Origin of the sequence: Psychrobacter muriicola 2pS (assembly GCF_904846535.1) — a bacterium.
Lineage (GTDB): Bacteria > Pseudomonadota > Gammaproteobacteria > Pseudomonadales > Moraxellaceae > Psychrobacter > Psychrobacter aquimaris.
The window spans coordinates 39,798-54,177 of the sequence record NZ_CAJHBC010000004.1 but is presented as its reverse complement, the minus strand read 5'-3'; the positions used below and the strand labels follow the sequence as shown (position 1 = coordinate 54,177).

Genomic DNA, 14,380 nt, shown 5'->3' with positions numbered 1-14,380 from the left:
TCTATCTATCCATACTTATTCAATACGTAACCCAATGATCGCGGGGATACCTTGGCGGATAATTTCAATGGTCACTACACCCTTTTTGGGCAATGATGAGATAGCACTTGAAAAATCCGTGACCTTTTTAATCGGCTTTTGGTGAAAATTGGTAATCACATCACCTGCCAAGATACCTGAGCGCGCTGCTAAACCAGTGGGATCAACCGTGGTCACTAGGATGCCAGTTTTATTGTCCACGGCGATTTCTGCTTGCTCATCGGCAGTCAAGTTACGTAAACGCAAGCCTAACTGCACCTCATCATTCTGCTGATCGCCGCCTTGTGCTCTCACATCATTAGGCGCATAAGTAAGCTTGCCGCTGATGGTCATCTGCTGACCATTACGCTGAATCTGTACGCGGAAGCTATCGCTCGGTTTGGCACGATTGAGCAGGTTTAATAAATCTGAGGCGCGCATAATTTGCACCTCATTATATTGCAAAATGATATCGCCAGGTTTTAGACCAGCTTTTTGTGCAGGTGAGTCTGGTGATACCCTGGTCAATAGTGCACCTTGAGGACGATCTAGATTATAAGCTTCCGCTAAATTTCGATCGATGTCTTGCGGATAAATACCTAAATAAGCACGTACCACTTCGCCATCGGTCTTTAGCTGCTCGTAAATATCCATCGCTGCATCAATCGGAATGGAAAATGACAGACCCATATAACCGCCAGTACCACTAAAAATACGCGAATTAATACCAATCACTTCACCACGCTGGTTAAATAGCGGACCGCCTGAGTTACCAGGGTTCAATGCCACGTCTGTTTGGATAAATGGCACGCTGGTATCACGTGAAAAACTACGTGACTTAGCACTGACAATGCCCGCCGATGCTGAGTAATCAAAACCAAATGGCGAGCCGATGGCTAGTACTGGTTCCCCTACTTTCAAAGCATTCGAGTCGCCGATAGGCAAAGCGGGAAATTGGTTACCCGAGACTTTTAGTACCGCCACATCAGAGCGCTCATCACTACCAACCAAGGTTGCATCAAGCTCCCTTCTATCGTTAAGAGTGACAGTGATTTTATCAGCGCCCTCCACCACATGATGATTGGTCAGCATATAACCGTCGGCTGTGACAAAAAAGGCCGTGCCATAAGCATGCTCAATCGCTGGCGTGGCGGCCTGATCAGGAATACGTAAACGATCACCAAAGAACTGCCGTAACAATTCGGCTGTTTGGGCTTTGGCAAGCTCAGCCTCGCTGACGGTTTTGGTGACATTCACACGGGCAACGGCTGGGGTGACCTGCTGTACCAAGTCAGAAAAATCTGCCGTAGTGACAGCAGCTTGAGCGCTCGTCATGGCTATGGCAGTGACGCCAGTAACCATCGAGGTACTGATAGCAATCGCCAGCGCACTATGTTTTAACCAATGCGGCACACGAAACTTAGATTGCACTGTAAGCATATTGATAGGCATGTTGTCCTCCATATAAGTAATCGTTGTTATTTTTAATAGTTAGGTTTTGGCTAGTAACGTGTATACGATGTCTTAATCTTAACCAATGACACTTGCATAGCGATAGGTCAATGGAATATTCATCCACATCCGTATATGACAGACTTTGCATCGGCACTTGCTGTTATGCTTGCCAACCTTTTTAGTCACTATCTAGTCATTTATTAGATTACTGTTTTTTATACCCTTATACCATCGCCCATTCGCCTTTCCTTCTACAAAAACCCCAAAATAATGGTGATCCTCGCTACGTGCATGATAAAGGCGGCTACTGTATGATAAGTCATCGTGCTGTTTTGTCATTATTTCGATCATGCAGGATAACCTAAGGCGCGGTTATTTGACCCATTTATTGTATATTTTTACCACTGCCCACTGATATCGTGGTAAATGCAGCCTTGCTCAGCATGAAATAAAAGCATGTTATGATAGCAAGCCAAATAACTTTAAAAGCAAACTAAAGTCTATAATTAATCATTATTGACTATTACTTTGTAAAGCTGGCTATTATCACCCTTATTTTTCATCTTTTGCATAACTAGAATAGTGCTATGGTCGATTCAAGATAATTGAATACAGAAAAGGCGCGTGACAGTACTATCAATAATAGGCTGAGCGAGCTTGACGCCATATACGATTTATATGAGATTGACGATTTTTTCTAGAAATGCTTTTGTCTTTACTACTCTATCGTAGTTATATCATATCTGGCTCATGTTGTGATTCATGATGGATACCATTGTCGTCGCTCACGTTCTATAGAGATTTTTCTCTATAGAGAGTAGCGTCAACTTATTACTATACTCTGGCAGCCGTTACTCTGAAAAAGCGGTTGATAGCTATAAAATACGACAAGATTATAAAAGGATCAATTTATGGATACCGCCCTATTATTATCTGGCGTGGTTGGGATTGGCATCGCCGCCCAATGGTTGGCTTGGTATTTGAAGCAACCGTCCATTTTATTTTTGTTACTGATTGGCATTATTGTGGGCCCAGTGCTCGGTGTTTTCGATCCTGACTTGGTGCTCGGGGAGCTGATGTTCCCCTTCATCTCTTTGGGCGTGGCGATCATCCTATTTGAAGGCTCGCTGACATTAGAGTTTGATGAGATTAAACAGCATGGTACCGTGGTACAAATGCTGGTGTCGGTCGGTGTACTTATCACCATTGCTATCGTGGCGTTATCGACTTATCTCTTATTCGATGTCGATCCACTGATTGCTTTGCTGTTCGGTGCGCTAGTGTGCGTCACGGGTCCAACGGTCATTATGCCGCTATTACGTAGTGTGCGCCCCAATAAGACAATCTCTAATATCCTTAAATGGGAAGGTATCATCATTGACCCAATCGGCGCTATTGCCGTGGTTTTGGTCTATGAATATATCATCTCTGGCGGCGAAGCCAGTAGTATCTTATTGTTTGCCAAAATCGTAGTATTAGCGACAGCGCTTGGTATGGCAGGCGCTTGGCTGCTTGCCTTCCTGATGCGTCGGCATATGATTCCTGAGTTTTTACGCAATGTCTTTACGCTTGCCTTTGTCTTGGTGTTATTTTCAGTATCGAACCATTTAGAGCATGAGTCTGGGCTATTGACAGTCACCGTATTGGGTGTGGCATTGGCGAATTGGCCAAAATTCCCACGCGACACGATTTTAGAGTTTAATGAATCTTTAACCATCCTTCTTATCTCTGTGCTGTTTATCATCCTTGCAGCACGTGTAGAGCTGGAAAGCTTACTTAGCGTTGGTTTTGCCGGTCTGGTGTTACTTGCTATCGTGATGTTTGTGGCACGACCATTATCCGTTTGGGCATCGGCTATTGGCTCAAACTTAAAGACCAATGAAAAGCTGATGATTAGTTGGATTGGGCCACGTGGTATCGTCGCTGCAGCTATCTCATCACTGTTTGCTATTCGTCTGCAAGAGTATGATATTCAAGGTGTTGAACTGCTTGTGCCCTTAGTATTCATGGTCATTATTGGCACGGTTATGATTCAGGGCTTGGGGGCAAAAATAGTCGGCAACTTGCTTGGCGTCCGTGAACCTGAGACCAATGGTATCTTGATCGTCGGCTCAAATCCCATTGCGCTGTTGATAGCAACTTCTCTAAAAGATCAGGGCTTTGATGTCATTGTCGCACACAATAACTACACCAATATTGCCCGCGCACGCATGAGTGGTCTGCGCACTTATTTTGGCAATCCTATCTCTGATCACGCCGATCATCATCTTGACTTGATTGGTATCGGTCGTCTGTTTGCCATGAGTATGGACAAAGAGATGAATACCTTATCTGAAATTCATTATCGTCATGAATTTGGTGAGCGCAAATTGTACCGTCTCAAATTCAGCGACGAAAAGGTCAAAAGCGAGCGCGATGATAAGCAAGGAAACTTCCACTCGCAGTGGTTGTTTGGTAAAGACGTCACCTATACCAAACTTGCCAGCATGCTATCGAAAAAAGCCCGTATCAAGATTACCAACATCACCGACAGCTACAGCTTTGAGCAATACAAAGCTGACAATAAGCAATTCGTGCCGCTGTATACAATCGACAAAGAAGGCAAGCTGCACGTCATTACCGATAAGTTTGATGGTATCGTACCACGTGATCGCAAGCTCATCTCACTGGTGGTGGAAGATGAAGTACAGCCAAAACCTGTCGACGTGACACCTAAACAAGAGCAAGCGCGCATGGCTGCTGATGCCAGCTTTGAGTCCAGCTCAAAAGCGCCTGAAAAGCGTAAAGAAAAAGAGCTGAGCGATGATAGTGCTGATGCAACAGCGCAAACCATTGATAGCGACAGCGCTAAAGAAACAATCGCTGAGCAGAGAATCGCTGAGCAGAGAATCGCTGAGCAAAATGCAGATAACGAGGTATCAAACCATTCGAGCGGCAGTGCTGAATCTAAAACCACACCAGACACCTTAAATGACAAAGTGATAGCATCAAAAGATGAGTCTATTGACGTCGTTAATAAAGGCGTCATGTCAGCTAATTCAACAGCGACCTCGAAGGTAACTCCTAAGAATAAGGTGTCTAACAGCAGCAGTAGGAATGGTAATGGCAACGCACCTAAAACTAAGAAAGGCTCGCTTGATCCAAATCGTCTACCCGATTCTGGTCAAGATAATACAGCCAATGCAAGCTCTGATGTCGATATTAATAAAGACAACATTAACAAAGACAATGTTCAAGAAATTTCAGATAATAAAGCTGTGAATAAACAGGATAAATAATCGTTGCCACAGCTTTGATTTAACACAGTTTTGACAATATCTTGACAACTGTTTTAATACTTTATAAAAAAATAATAGTTTATAAAACACCAAAGCCCCAACGAAATGTTGGGGCTTTTTATTTGGATAGGTGATGACTTTATAAAATCGGTTACTAAACATCAAATCTGTTTTGTACCGTCTGCCATACTCGCGCGCTCACCTCATCGGCGCTGCCTGATGCGTCAATACGCTGTATCCGTTCGGGATGCTGATTCGCAAGCGCGCTAAAACCTTTATGTACCCAAGTAAAAAATTCGGTCGCTTGCTGCTCAAAGCGGTCGGCCGCGCTACGTTTATTGGCACGCGCCATGCCTTCTAATACGGGCAAATCTAGCCACAATGTCAACTCGGGTAGTTGCGGCACAAACTGCTCGATAAGCGATTCAATTTTGACTTGTACCACCGCATCACCATGTGCCCGCCCGAAGCCCTGATAAGCAATGGTGGAATCGATAAAACGGTCGCATATTACCCACGTCCCGCGTTGCAGCGCTGGCAAGATTACTTGCTGCATATGATCGCAGCGCGCCGCAAATAGTAGCAATAGCTCTGTATCATCATTGATGTCGGTCGCAGGGTCCAATAATATGGCGCGCAAACGTTCTGCAAACGGGCTACCACCCGGCTCACGGGTACGCAGATACGCAATATTTTTATCTTCTAAGCGTGTGCACAGCTGCTCAATGGCAGTCGTTTTACCTACGCCTTCAGTACCTTCAAAACTGATAAAGCGCCCTCGATTGGGTGCGATGTCATTGATTATTTTGGGCTGACTTGCTTTCGGCTGGACTGTTTGAGATAAGTGGTCTTGTATAGATGCTGACATGATATGACCTTATGTCATGGATGAGCGTTATATCGTTATATAGACAGTTGCATAACGCTCATTTCACGATAGGTTTGAAAAAAGATAGAGGATTAAATTACTGCGGTGGTGTTTGCGATTTCTTTTGACGCATGACGCTTAGGTAGTCTTTTACCGCTTGATTGTGCGCCGCCAAGCTATTGGTAAATTTGTGCCCGCCATTACCTGTCGCCACAAAGTACAATGCGTCACTATCTGCAGGATGCAAGGTCGCTTCGATAGAGGCGGCCGATGGTAGCGCGATAGGTGTTGGTGGTAGGCCATCAATTTGATAAGTGTTATAAGACGTTTTTTCATCAATGTCTTTGCGGCGAATGTTGCCGTCATAGCGACTGCCCATACCATAAATGATGGTCGGATCGGTCTGCATCCGCATACCTTTATCCAAGCGATTTCTAAATACCGCAGAGACTAAAGGACGCTCTTCTGCCACACTGGTTTCTTTTTCGATGATAGAGGCCATCACTAACGCCTCATAAGGCGTCTTATAAGGTAAGTTGGGCGCACGATTTTCCCACGCTTCAGTCAATACTTGCTGTTGACGCTTATATAAATCGGTCAGTACCTGCTTATCAGTGCTGCCTTCACCGTAATAATAAGTGTCAGGTGCAAACCAGCCTTCAAGATTGTGATTGACGATAGGGTCGTTACTATTGATCACTTCACTTGGCAATATACCGACCAAATCCAACGCTTGAGCAATACCGGCATTGTCTCTATCATTGCCACTATCGTCGGTCAGCACCTCTTTTTTGATGCCTTTATTATCCCGTAAAGTCTGATATAAATCTTTAGAGGTTTTGCCTTCGATGATTTGCACCTTTACCATCGATGCTTTTACCCCTTGCGTGAGCACTTGTAGCGTTTCAGCAAAGGTCGGGTTTTCTGGTAATCGATAAATACCAGCATGTAAGGGGCCATCGACTTGTGTTTTCATATAAAGCTTGGCAATCGTGGCAGAAAATAGCGGGATTTGCTGTTGCCACTGCGGCAGTAGACCGTAATAGCTCTGACCCTGCTCAATTGTGACCATTTGCTTTGGCTGCTCAATCCGCCCAAACAATGTCTGATAGACCATCACTAAGAAAAATGCAGCGATAAGCCCCAGCACCAGCAACACCTGATAGCCACGCTGCATAAAAAATGATTGGTTGTCCACTTTATATGTACGTGGCTTACTATCTCCGCTGATGAGTGACACATCTGTCGCTGGCGTTTCCTCTACCCTATCGTCTACTACTGGCTGCGCGTCCGGTAGCGTGGTATCGACACGCTCCTCAACACTGCTATCTGATCTATTCGACGGCGTTTCATTAGGACGTTCAGGAGGCGTTTCAGATGTAGGCTTGCTCATGGCAACTCGCGAGGCAGAAGTTTGCTAGAATTTAGCACTGAACCGCGCGATTTTCAATGGTATTTGCTTAGCTTATCAATTATCTTGGTATTTACGCCTGCTTATATGCGCTAATATTACTACCTTCTTTTGGTATTTTTACTTTTCTCTAATAACGAAAACTGGTTATGAATCTATATTTTAATCAAAACCTTGCCAAAAATTATAAGTCACCTAGTCAAATCATTAGAGTGTTGAGTGAGGATTGGGTTGCTAAGCAAAGCTACTGCCCTAATTGCAATACTGAGCCATTGGCAGAATTTACTAACAATAAGCCTGTCGCTGACTTTTATTGTGCAAATTGTAATGAGCAATATGAGCTAAAAAGTAAGCAAGCAAAATTAAGCAACATTATCAATGACGGCGCTTATGACACCATGATTGAGCGTATCAATAGCGACAATAATCCAAGCTTTTTCTTTTTAACCTATTCGCCAGAATACAGAGTTAATAACTTTTTAATCATCCCTAAGCATTTTTTTAAGCCTGATATGATTATCAAGCGCAAACCTTTATCAGTCGCTGCTAGACGTGCTGGTTGGGTTGGTTGCAATATTGATTTGCGTAAAGTGCCTGAATCAGGAAAGGTGTTTTTGATTAAAAGAGAGCAAGTCATACCACGCGATAATGTCACCGAGCAATTTCAAAAAACTTTGTTTTTACGCGCGCAATCTACGACTTCACGTGGTTGGACGTTAGATGTTTGGCAATGTATCGATAGACTAGAAGATAGATTTTCTCTCAATCAAGTTTATGCGTTTGCCGACTTATTAAAGCTTAAACATCCCGAAAACAATCATGTTAAAGATAAAATTCGTCAGCAACTACAAGTGTTACGCGATAGAGGTATTATTCAATTTACTGGTCGTGGGCAATATCGTAAATTATATTAAACGCTTTCCGTTATAACGCTCAGCTCTAGGCCGCCCTTTTTAAATACGATTAAATCGCTTAAAAACACACCACCTCACCCGATAATAAAGTCAGGCTGTTCATTGGCATGATACCTCGTAGTGCATTACAAAAGAATAGCTGGCTTAAATGCGGTAGATCCTCATCTTGCAATGACCTAACGATGACAGGCTGTTCCATACCGGATAAAGCATCGATAAGCACTTGACGCATCACGCCAGCGACACCAGATTGCGCCATGGAGGGTGTATACCATTGACCAGTAGTTAGATAGTTTGCATTGTCTTGCTGAAGCGGAAGCGTAGATAATTTCTCTGATGATGTTTTTTCTGATGATAGTTTTGCTAACGGTGCTTCAGACAATTGATAAAAAACATTACTCATCGTTCCTTCAACCCAACGACCACCCATATCTCGTAGCAGACCCTCGCCAATGCTTGGTTTGATCTTGGCTTCCGATACTTGAGCTTTGATACCTTGTAGCTCACCACTTGCCAGCACATTGTCGAGGCGATTGAGGCTTTTGAGTCCTGCTAATGGTGGCGGTAAGCAGGCAAGCTGCGAAGATAGGCAAATGGCAGAACTGATAGGCTGCATCGGGATTAAGCACCCATCAGGCAAGCGTAATTGCTCAGTCGTAGTGACGGTCATCGCAGAGGATTTTAGCCAAATCTCACAAGCACTACCAGACGTGGTTGGCATATAGCCATAACCACGGACATCTTGCACGGCGCGAGTCACCATCAACTTCAGCATGCCTTGTTGTAGTTGCTCGGCATGCATCTGCAATATCGCCAATACAGAGTGACTGTCTAATTCAAGTTGTAAAGCTTCAGCATGGGAAATAAGGCGCTGCTGATGATGATTCAACCACAGTATCTGTCCATCGATGACCCCCATAGTGGTAAAAAAGCCATCGCCATATGCCAACCCACGATTGTCTAATGATACTGTCACTGAGCTAACCGTTTTAGTGCTTGATGGATGTATACATAGCCAATTACTGAGCGGCATCATAGCTAGCACAGCTTATTTATTATCTGTTTGGGCAGCAGATTTATTGATGACCAGCATACAACTATAGAACTCACATTTCGCCAGTTCTATTTTTTGTCCACCGATGACTTTATTTTTGATAATTTGACCACTAAGCATATCAGAAATCAGTTGTCCGCCCTCATCACCCATCAGTTGACGCGCAAGCTTATGCGCTTTTTCGGCATGGTTTTGGCTTATCTCCTTTTCTTTATCGGAATCGGTAGGATTGGCAAAGTACCAGCCAAGTTCGAGATATTTCTCAGAATCAATCAGATCCAAATACGGCGCATCGGTATCCATAAAGCGATATTTGACGGCTGGATTACTGGCATAGTCGAGGCTGTTCTCATCAGTGCTCATGACCTTACCAAAAGTCGCTTTGATCTCATCTAAATCATCGACGTTCAGTGACGCTACATCTTTAGTGCCCCATCCCGACACGTCATATTTCACTTGCGTACCTTGCTGAGCAGTAGCGCCGTCTAGATCGGCATTCGTCGCAGCACTGTCCTGTGCTTGAGCATTGTCAGCGACGGTTTGCTCGCTCATATCTGCATTGGCACCTTGATTTTGGGCGTCGTCTTTACTGCTATCACAGCCACTGAGCGACACGCCAACTGCCATTATCGTACCGACCAATAGGGTCTGTAGGCTATTATTCAACATGGGCAATTTACTCACACTTTTAGATGATTCTCAAAATAGTATTAACGAGCAGGCAGATGGGCCGCTGATAATGGATAATATATTTTATAAATAAGCTTTCTTATCACTGGGTTTTGACAGTTCAATTCCTTATAGTTATGCAACTGCCGAAAATATCAATATAAAATTTTCATACTCTCTAGTTTACCCAACTGCTTAACACTTGACTACCCTTTACGTTACGGATAACGCTCCCAGACAGTACAGATTTGTTAAAGACCTAACCTATCAAAAAACCTACCTATTCAAGTATTTACTCGTTAGAGAGCCAATTTGTCAAACATAGTGTTATCCCTTATGATGATTGCCTATTAAGGCCTTTCTACTAATCAATTTTTGCCTCTTACTGCAAGCGAATCCATTATGACCCAGCATTTTATCGTTATCGGCAATCCCATTGCCCACAGCAAATCCCCTGAAATTCATACGTTATTTGCAGCGCAGACGGGCATTGAGATTAGCTATCAGCGTCAATATTGTCCCGATGATGCAGCAAGTTTTACCGCTGTTATCGAAGCATTCTTTCAGGGCGGCGGTGTTGGAGCCAATGTGACTGTGCCTTTTAAACAAATCGCTTATGACTGCTGCGTGGCGCGCGGTGGCCTGTCTGAACACGCCAAGGTTGCAGGCGCAGTCAATACACTGCTACTAAATAAAACACTGTTACAAAGTGGTGTGCCACTCATCGAAGCATTGTATGGCGATAATACTGATGGACAAGGATTGGTCAATCACATGTTAAGTTTGGGTTGGCCACTAAAAGATGCTCGCGTAGCACTCATTGGTGCAGGCGGGGCAGCACGTGGGGTGATATTGCCATTAATTGAAGCAGGTATTGCCAGTCTTACTCTTGCCAATCGTACGTTAAATAAAGCAACGGCACTCGTCGATGAGCTGAGCGCGGCCAGCCCTGTTATTCATGAGCAGCAGATTGAAACTTGCCGCACGGCTGAATTAGACGGACAGTTTGATATCATCATCAATGCGACCTCTATCGGTTTATCAGCGGATACGCTACCACTGAGCGACAATCTAAACGGTCACTACGCTTACGATATGATGTATGGACGTGAGCTGCCATTTTTGCAGCATTTTTCTGCACGTGGCGCGCAGACCTCGGACGGTTATGGCATGCTCATCGGGCAAGCAGCGCTAAGCTTTGAGCGTTGGACGGGTCACGCTATTGATGTTGTGCAAGCAACCAAGACTCTCCACAGTCGTTAACTGCAAATCTATATTGAAAAAGCCGCATGAACTCAGCTCATGCGGCTTTAATGCCTCTCTTTTTATTTTATTCAAAGCGCGCCAGCAGCCAGTTTTCCATACGCCTTAGTGGTACACGTAAATTGGTTGAATGCATCACTACTCCGCCACTCAAACCAACCAAGCAGCCAATCACTGTATCGAACAAGCGCGCACGAATCACGTCATAATAAGCTTGCTCAGAAAGCGGCAAACCACTGCCATATTCCGCAATAAATATCGTCAGCGGTGTAATAAATATCACTGCCAAGCCATAATGCCGATCAACCAAATTTTCAATACAGAGCATCATTATCAAGATTGCCAACGCTATGCCCCATATCGACAACCCCCAAGACAACATCCAACTCGCCAGAATTACGCCCAATATTGTGCCGAGCAAACGATGTATTTGCTTAATCCACATAGTACGTAAATGAATACCTTGAATAATAATAAAGCAGCTAATTGCCGCCCAATATGGATTGGTCAGATTCAGAGTTAATGCTATGAGTAAGGTTAGGCTAACAAAACCAGCCACAATAATACTTTCACTAATTGTATCTGGCTCATAGCTATAAATGGGCGTAGGACTGGACGGGCGCGTCGCTAATAAAAACAGCGAATACAGCAGCGCCATGATCAAGGCAAAACCACTACCCAGCATCACCAGACCCGTAGCTGGCATAACGTCCTCTAAAGGCAGTGGTATAAATAACGCAATCGCACCTGCCATCATTATAAACAATCCTGCTGGCGGCGGCTGACGATAATAGCGTCCAAGAATGATGATACCAAAGGCCATTAAAGTAAATATCGGCAATTTCAATATGGGGACATGCTGCGCAATCAAACCCAGCGCAAAGCACAGCGACATGGCAAAGCCCCATGCCATCACCGTCACCAAGCGATAGGGCAACTTGCCAGCTAATGGTGTATTTAAAATAACCATCGCTCCCAAAGATGCTTTAATACCTGACGATAAAGCATCAAAATAAGCGCCCACAAACACAGGGAAACTAATGGCGATCGCGGCAATAATCGGCATGTGCCACGGTCTCTTACTACGGTTCACTGTCAACAGATGCGCCAGCTCCCCATTAATTAAAATCTTCATGCGAGCAAATAACGCTGTCAGCCAAGATACTCGCTTTGTCTCGTGCTTTGATACACTCATAATTGGCTTTCCTTATCTCGTCAATGCACTTAAATATTATTTTCTACTAAAAAAAATTTCATTAAACAGCGCTTTAACGATGAATATCAATAAAAATCTGATTGGCAATTAATAACTTAATGTTTTTATTTTACATATAAATTATGAATATTTGTTATTAGTTATATATTTGTCGCTATAGAAGATTTATACTGACATCAACGCCACAACAGCTGTTTTTTATCAGGGACGCCTCAACGGTAATCTAAATGGACGAGCTGTTTTTAACAAATCTGTATGACAATCAGTGATATTGTCTATCTTTATCTCTAAAAATAAACAACCGTTTGTATGAAACGTGGCTCAACTACTGAGCTAACCATCTATGATAGCGAATAACTAAAGAGAGCGACTATGTTAACTTACAAAGCACCTTTACGTGATATCAAGTTTTTAATAAATGATGTTTTTGACTTTCAAACCCATTACAAAGACCTAGATAATGGTGAAAATGCGGATCCTGAAACGGTCGATATGATTTTACAAGGCTTTGCTGACTTCGCTGAAAACGTTTTAGCACCTTTGTACCAGCCAGCTGATGCAGAAGGCTGTCATTTTGACAATGGTGTGGTTACCACCCCTAAAGGCTTTAAAGAAGCTTACGATCAGTTCGTAGATGGTGGTTGGCAAGGTATTTCGTACCCTGAGGAATTTGGCGGTATGAACTTGCCCATGTCAATCAACCTCATTAAGTCTGAAATGATGGGCACTGCGAACTGGCCTTGGGCGATGTATCCTGGTCTATCAACCGGCTGTATCAATACCATTATGCAATATGGTAGCGATGAGCAAAAAGAAACCTATCTACATAAATTGGTTGAAGGCTCTTGGGCTGGTACTATGTGTTTGACTGAACCACAATGTGGTACGGATTTGGGTCAAGTTAAATCTAAAGCCATTCCGCAAGACGATGGCTCTTATAAGCTTAGCGGCACCAAAATCTTCATCTCAAGCGGTGAGCATGATTTAACGGAAAACATCGTGCATATTGTGCTTGCGCGCCTGCCAAATGCTCCAGAGGGCACACGCGGTATCTCATTATTTATCGTACCGAAATTTTTGCCAACTACTGAAGGCGAAATTGGCGAGCGTAATGGCGTGACTTGTGGGTCGATCGAACACAAAATGGGTATCAGCTCATCAGCGACTTGTGTCTTAAACTTTGATGATGCGGTTGGTTATCTCATTGGTGAGCCGAACAAAGGCCTTAAAGCTATGTTCACTTTTATGAACACGGCACGTATCGGTACAGGCATCCAAGGTCTAGCACACACTGAACTGTCATTCCAAAATGCGCTACCGTATGCCAAGGACCGCCGTTCTATGCGTACATTATCAGGCACGAAAGAGCCTGAAAAAGTTGCTGATGCTATCATCAACCATGCTGACGTACGTCGTATGCTATTGACCCAAAAAGCCTTTGCAGAAGGTGGCCGCTCAATGATTTATCATTCTGCGCGCTATGCCGATAAAATGGCACAGGGTATCGCTAACGGTGATGATGAAGAGTTTGAAAAGTGGGATGACAAATTGGGTTTCTACACACCAATCCTAAAAGGCTTCTTAACTGAGCTAGGTATCGAAGCGGCCAAACACGGTCAGCAAGTATATGGTGGTCATGGCTATATCAAAGAATGGGGCATGGAGCTGATTGCTCGTGATGCTCGTATCGCCACCATGTACGAAGGTACGACTGGTATTCAAGCATTGGATTTACTCGGTCGTAAAGTGATCTTGCAGTCTAAAGGCAAAATCATCCGCGATTACACCTCAAGCATCATGAAATGGTGTGGCGAGTATGCGCTTGATAAAGACATGCGTAAATTTGTTTGGGCGCTCACCAAGCTATGTGCTGAGTGGAACACACTGACCGTACGCTTGATGCTAATGGCACGTAAAGACCGTGAGATCATCTCTGCTGCATCAGACGATTTCTTGATGTATTCAGGCTATGTGATGATGGGTTATCATTGGGCGCGTATGGCAGCAGTCGCTTACGACAAGCTTGAAAATGGTGGCACTGAATCACCAGAATTCTACAAAGCTAAGATCCAAACGGCTGAATTCTATTTTGATAAGCTGCTGCCACGTACTTCAGGTCACGCCGAAGCCATGGTCGCACCAAGCGATAGCATGACAGCGATGGAAATTGAGAACTTCGCTTTTCTAGACTAAGATTGCATCAATAATCAACAAAAAAGCGCCTATCATTTAGG

At 43.9% G+C, this 14,380-nt stretch carries 10 protein-coding genes; 4 read left to right on the top strand and 6 right to left on the bottom strand.

Translation table 11 applies throughout. The features are described from left to right. Positions 1-15 precede the first annotated feature (15 nt). The gene (locus JMX93_RS07090; RefSeq protein WP_499204457.1) at positions 16-1,380 is read right to left on the bottom strand and encodes a Do family serine endopeptidase; all 1,365 of its coding nucleotides are present in this window, start codon (positions 1,378-1,380) and stop codon (positions 16-18) included. 1,004 nt (positions 1,381-2,384) lie between these two features. On the opposite strand from JMX93_RS07090, the gene JMX93_RS07085 reads away from it, so the two are divergent. Continuing rightward, positions 2,385-4,751: a cation:proton antiporter gene (locus JMX93_RS07085; protein ID WP_499204326.1), complete on the top strand. Its 2,367-nt coding sequence runs from the start codon at positions 2,385-2,387 to the stop codon at positions 4,749-4,751. 154 nt (positions 4,752-4,905) lie between these two features. Here the strand turns inward: JMX93_RS07085 and tmk are convergent, their stop codons facing one another. Next, positions 4,906-5,619 (bottom strand): dTMP kinase, encoded by a 714-nt coding sequence (gene tmk / locus JMX93_RS07080; RefSeq protein ID WP_499204325.1) that lies wholly within the window; start codon positions 5,617-5,619, stop codon positions 4,906-4,908. Between the two features lie 97 nt (positions 5,620-5,716). Next, complete coding sequence (mltG, locus tag JMX93_RS07075) at positions 5,717-7,012, bottom strand: endolytic transglycosylase MltG (protein WP_499204324.1); 1,296 nt, start codon at positions 7,010-7,012, stop codon at positions 5,717-5,719. A gap of 167 nt (positions 7,013-7,179) precedes the next feature. Here mltG and JMX93_RS07070 point away from each other — a divergent pair, with 167 nt between their 5' ends. Then, a complete protein-coding gene (locus tag JMX93_RS07070) occupies positions 7,180-7,944 on the top strand; it encodes a DpnI domain-containing protein (protein ID WP_499204323.1) in 765 nt (254 codons plus the stop codon). 58 nt (positions 7,945-8,002) lie between these two features. Here the strand turns inward: JMX93_RS07070 and JMX93_RS07065 are convergent, their stop codons facing one another. Continuing rightward, a complete protein-coding gene (locus tag JMX93_RS07065; RefSeq protein WP_499204322.1) occupies positions 8,003-8,920 on the bottom strand; it encodes an aminotransferase class IV in 918 nt (305 codons plus the stop codon). A gap of 72 nt (positions 8,921-8,992) precedes the next feature. Continuing rightward, positions 8,993-9,667 (bottom strand): hypothetical protein, encoded by a 675-nt coding sequence (locus tag JMX93_RS07060; protein WP_193010965.1) that lies wholly within the window; start codon positions 9,665-9,667, stop codon positions 8,993-8,995. 402 nt (positions 9,668-10,069) lie between these two features. Between JMX93_RS07060 and aroE the strand changes: the two genes are divergently transcribed. Continuing rightward, positions 10,070-10,930 (top strand): shikimate dehydrogenase, encoded by an 861-nt coding sequence (gene aroE / locus JMX93_RS07055; RefSeq protein WP_499204321.1) that lies wholly within the window; start codon positions 10,070-10,072, stop codon positions 10,928-10,930. 67 nt (positions 10,931-10,997) lie between these two features. Here the strand turns inward: aroE and JMX93_RS07050 are convergent, their stop codons facing one another. After that, entirely contained in the window at positions 10,998-12,125 is a 1,128-nt protein-coding gene (locus JMX93_RS07050) for an FUSC family protein (RefSeq protein WP_499204320.1), read from the bottom strand. Positions 12,126-12,518: 393 nt separating this feature from the next. Between JMX93_RS07050 and JMX93_RS07045 the strand changes: the two genes are divergently transcribed. Next, positions 12,519-14,339, top strand: coding sequence for an acyl-CoA dehydrogenase C-terminal domain-containing protein (locus tag JMX93_RS07045; RefSeq protein ID WP_193010963.1), 1,821 nt, complete (start codon positions 12,519-12,521; stop codon positions 14,337-14,339). Positions 14,340-14,380 lie beyond the last annotated feature (41 nt).

Excerpts from the sequence above, each read along its gene's own strand:
- JMX93_RS07090 (WP_499204457.1), bottom strand. The coding sequence starts at position 1,380 with ATGGTTACTGGCGTCACTGCCATAGCCATGACGAGCGCTCAAGCTGCT.
- JMX93_RS07085 (WP_499204326.1), top strand. The coding sequence starts at position 2,385 with ATGGATACCGCCCTATTATTATCTGGCGTGGTTGGGATTGGCATCGCC.
- tmk (WP_499204325.1), bottom strand. The coding sequence starts at position 5,619 with ATGTCAGCATCTATACAAGACCACTTATCTCAAACAGTCCAGCCGAAA.
- mltG (WP_499204324.1), bottom strand. The coding sequence starts at position 7,012 with ATGAGCAAGCCTACATCTGAAACGCCTCCTGAACGTCCTAATGAAACG.
- JMX93_RS07070 (WP_499204323.1), top strand. The coding sequence starts at position 7,180 with ATGAATCTATATTTTAATCAAAACCTTGCCAAAAATTATAAGTCACCT.
- JMX93_RS07060 (WP_193010965.1), bottom strand. The coding sequence starts at position 9,667 with ATGTTGAATAATAGCCTACAGACCCTATTGGTCGGTACGATAATGGCA.
- aroE (WP_499204321.1), top strand. The coding sequence starts at position 10,070 with ATGACCCAGCATTTTATCGTTATCGGCAATCCCATTGCCCACAGCAAA.
- JMX93_RS07050 (WP_499204320.1), bottom strand. The coding sequence starts at position 12,125 with ATGAGTGTATCAAAGCACGAGACAAAGCGAGTATCTTGGCTGACAGCG.
- JMX93_RS07045 (WP_193010963.1), top strand. The coding sequence starts at position 12,519 with ATGTTAACTTACAAAGCACCTTTACGTGATATCAAGTTTTTAATAAAT.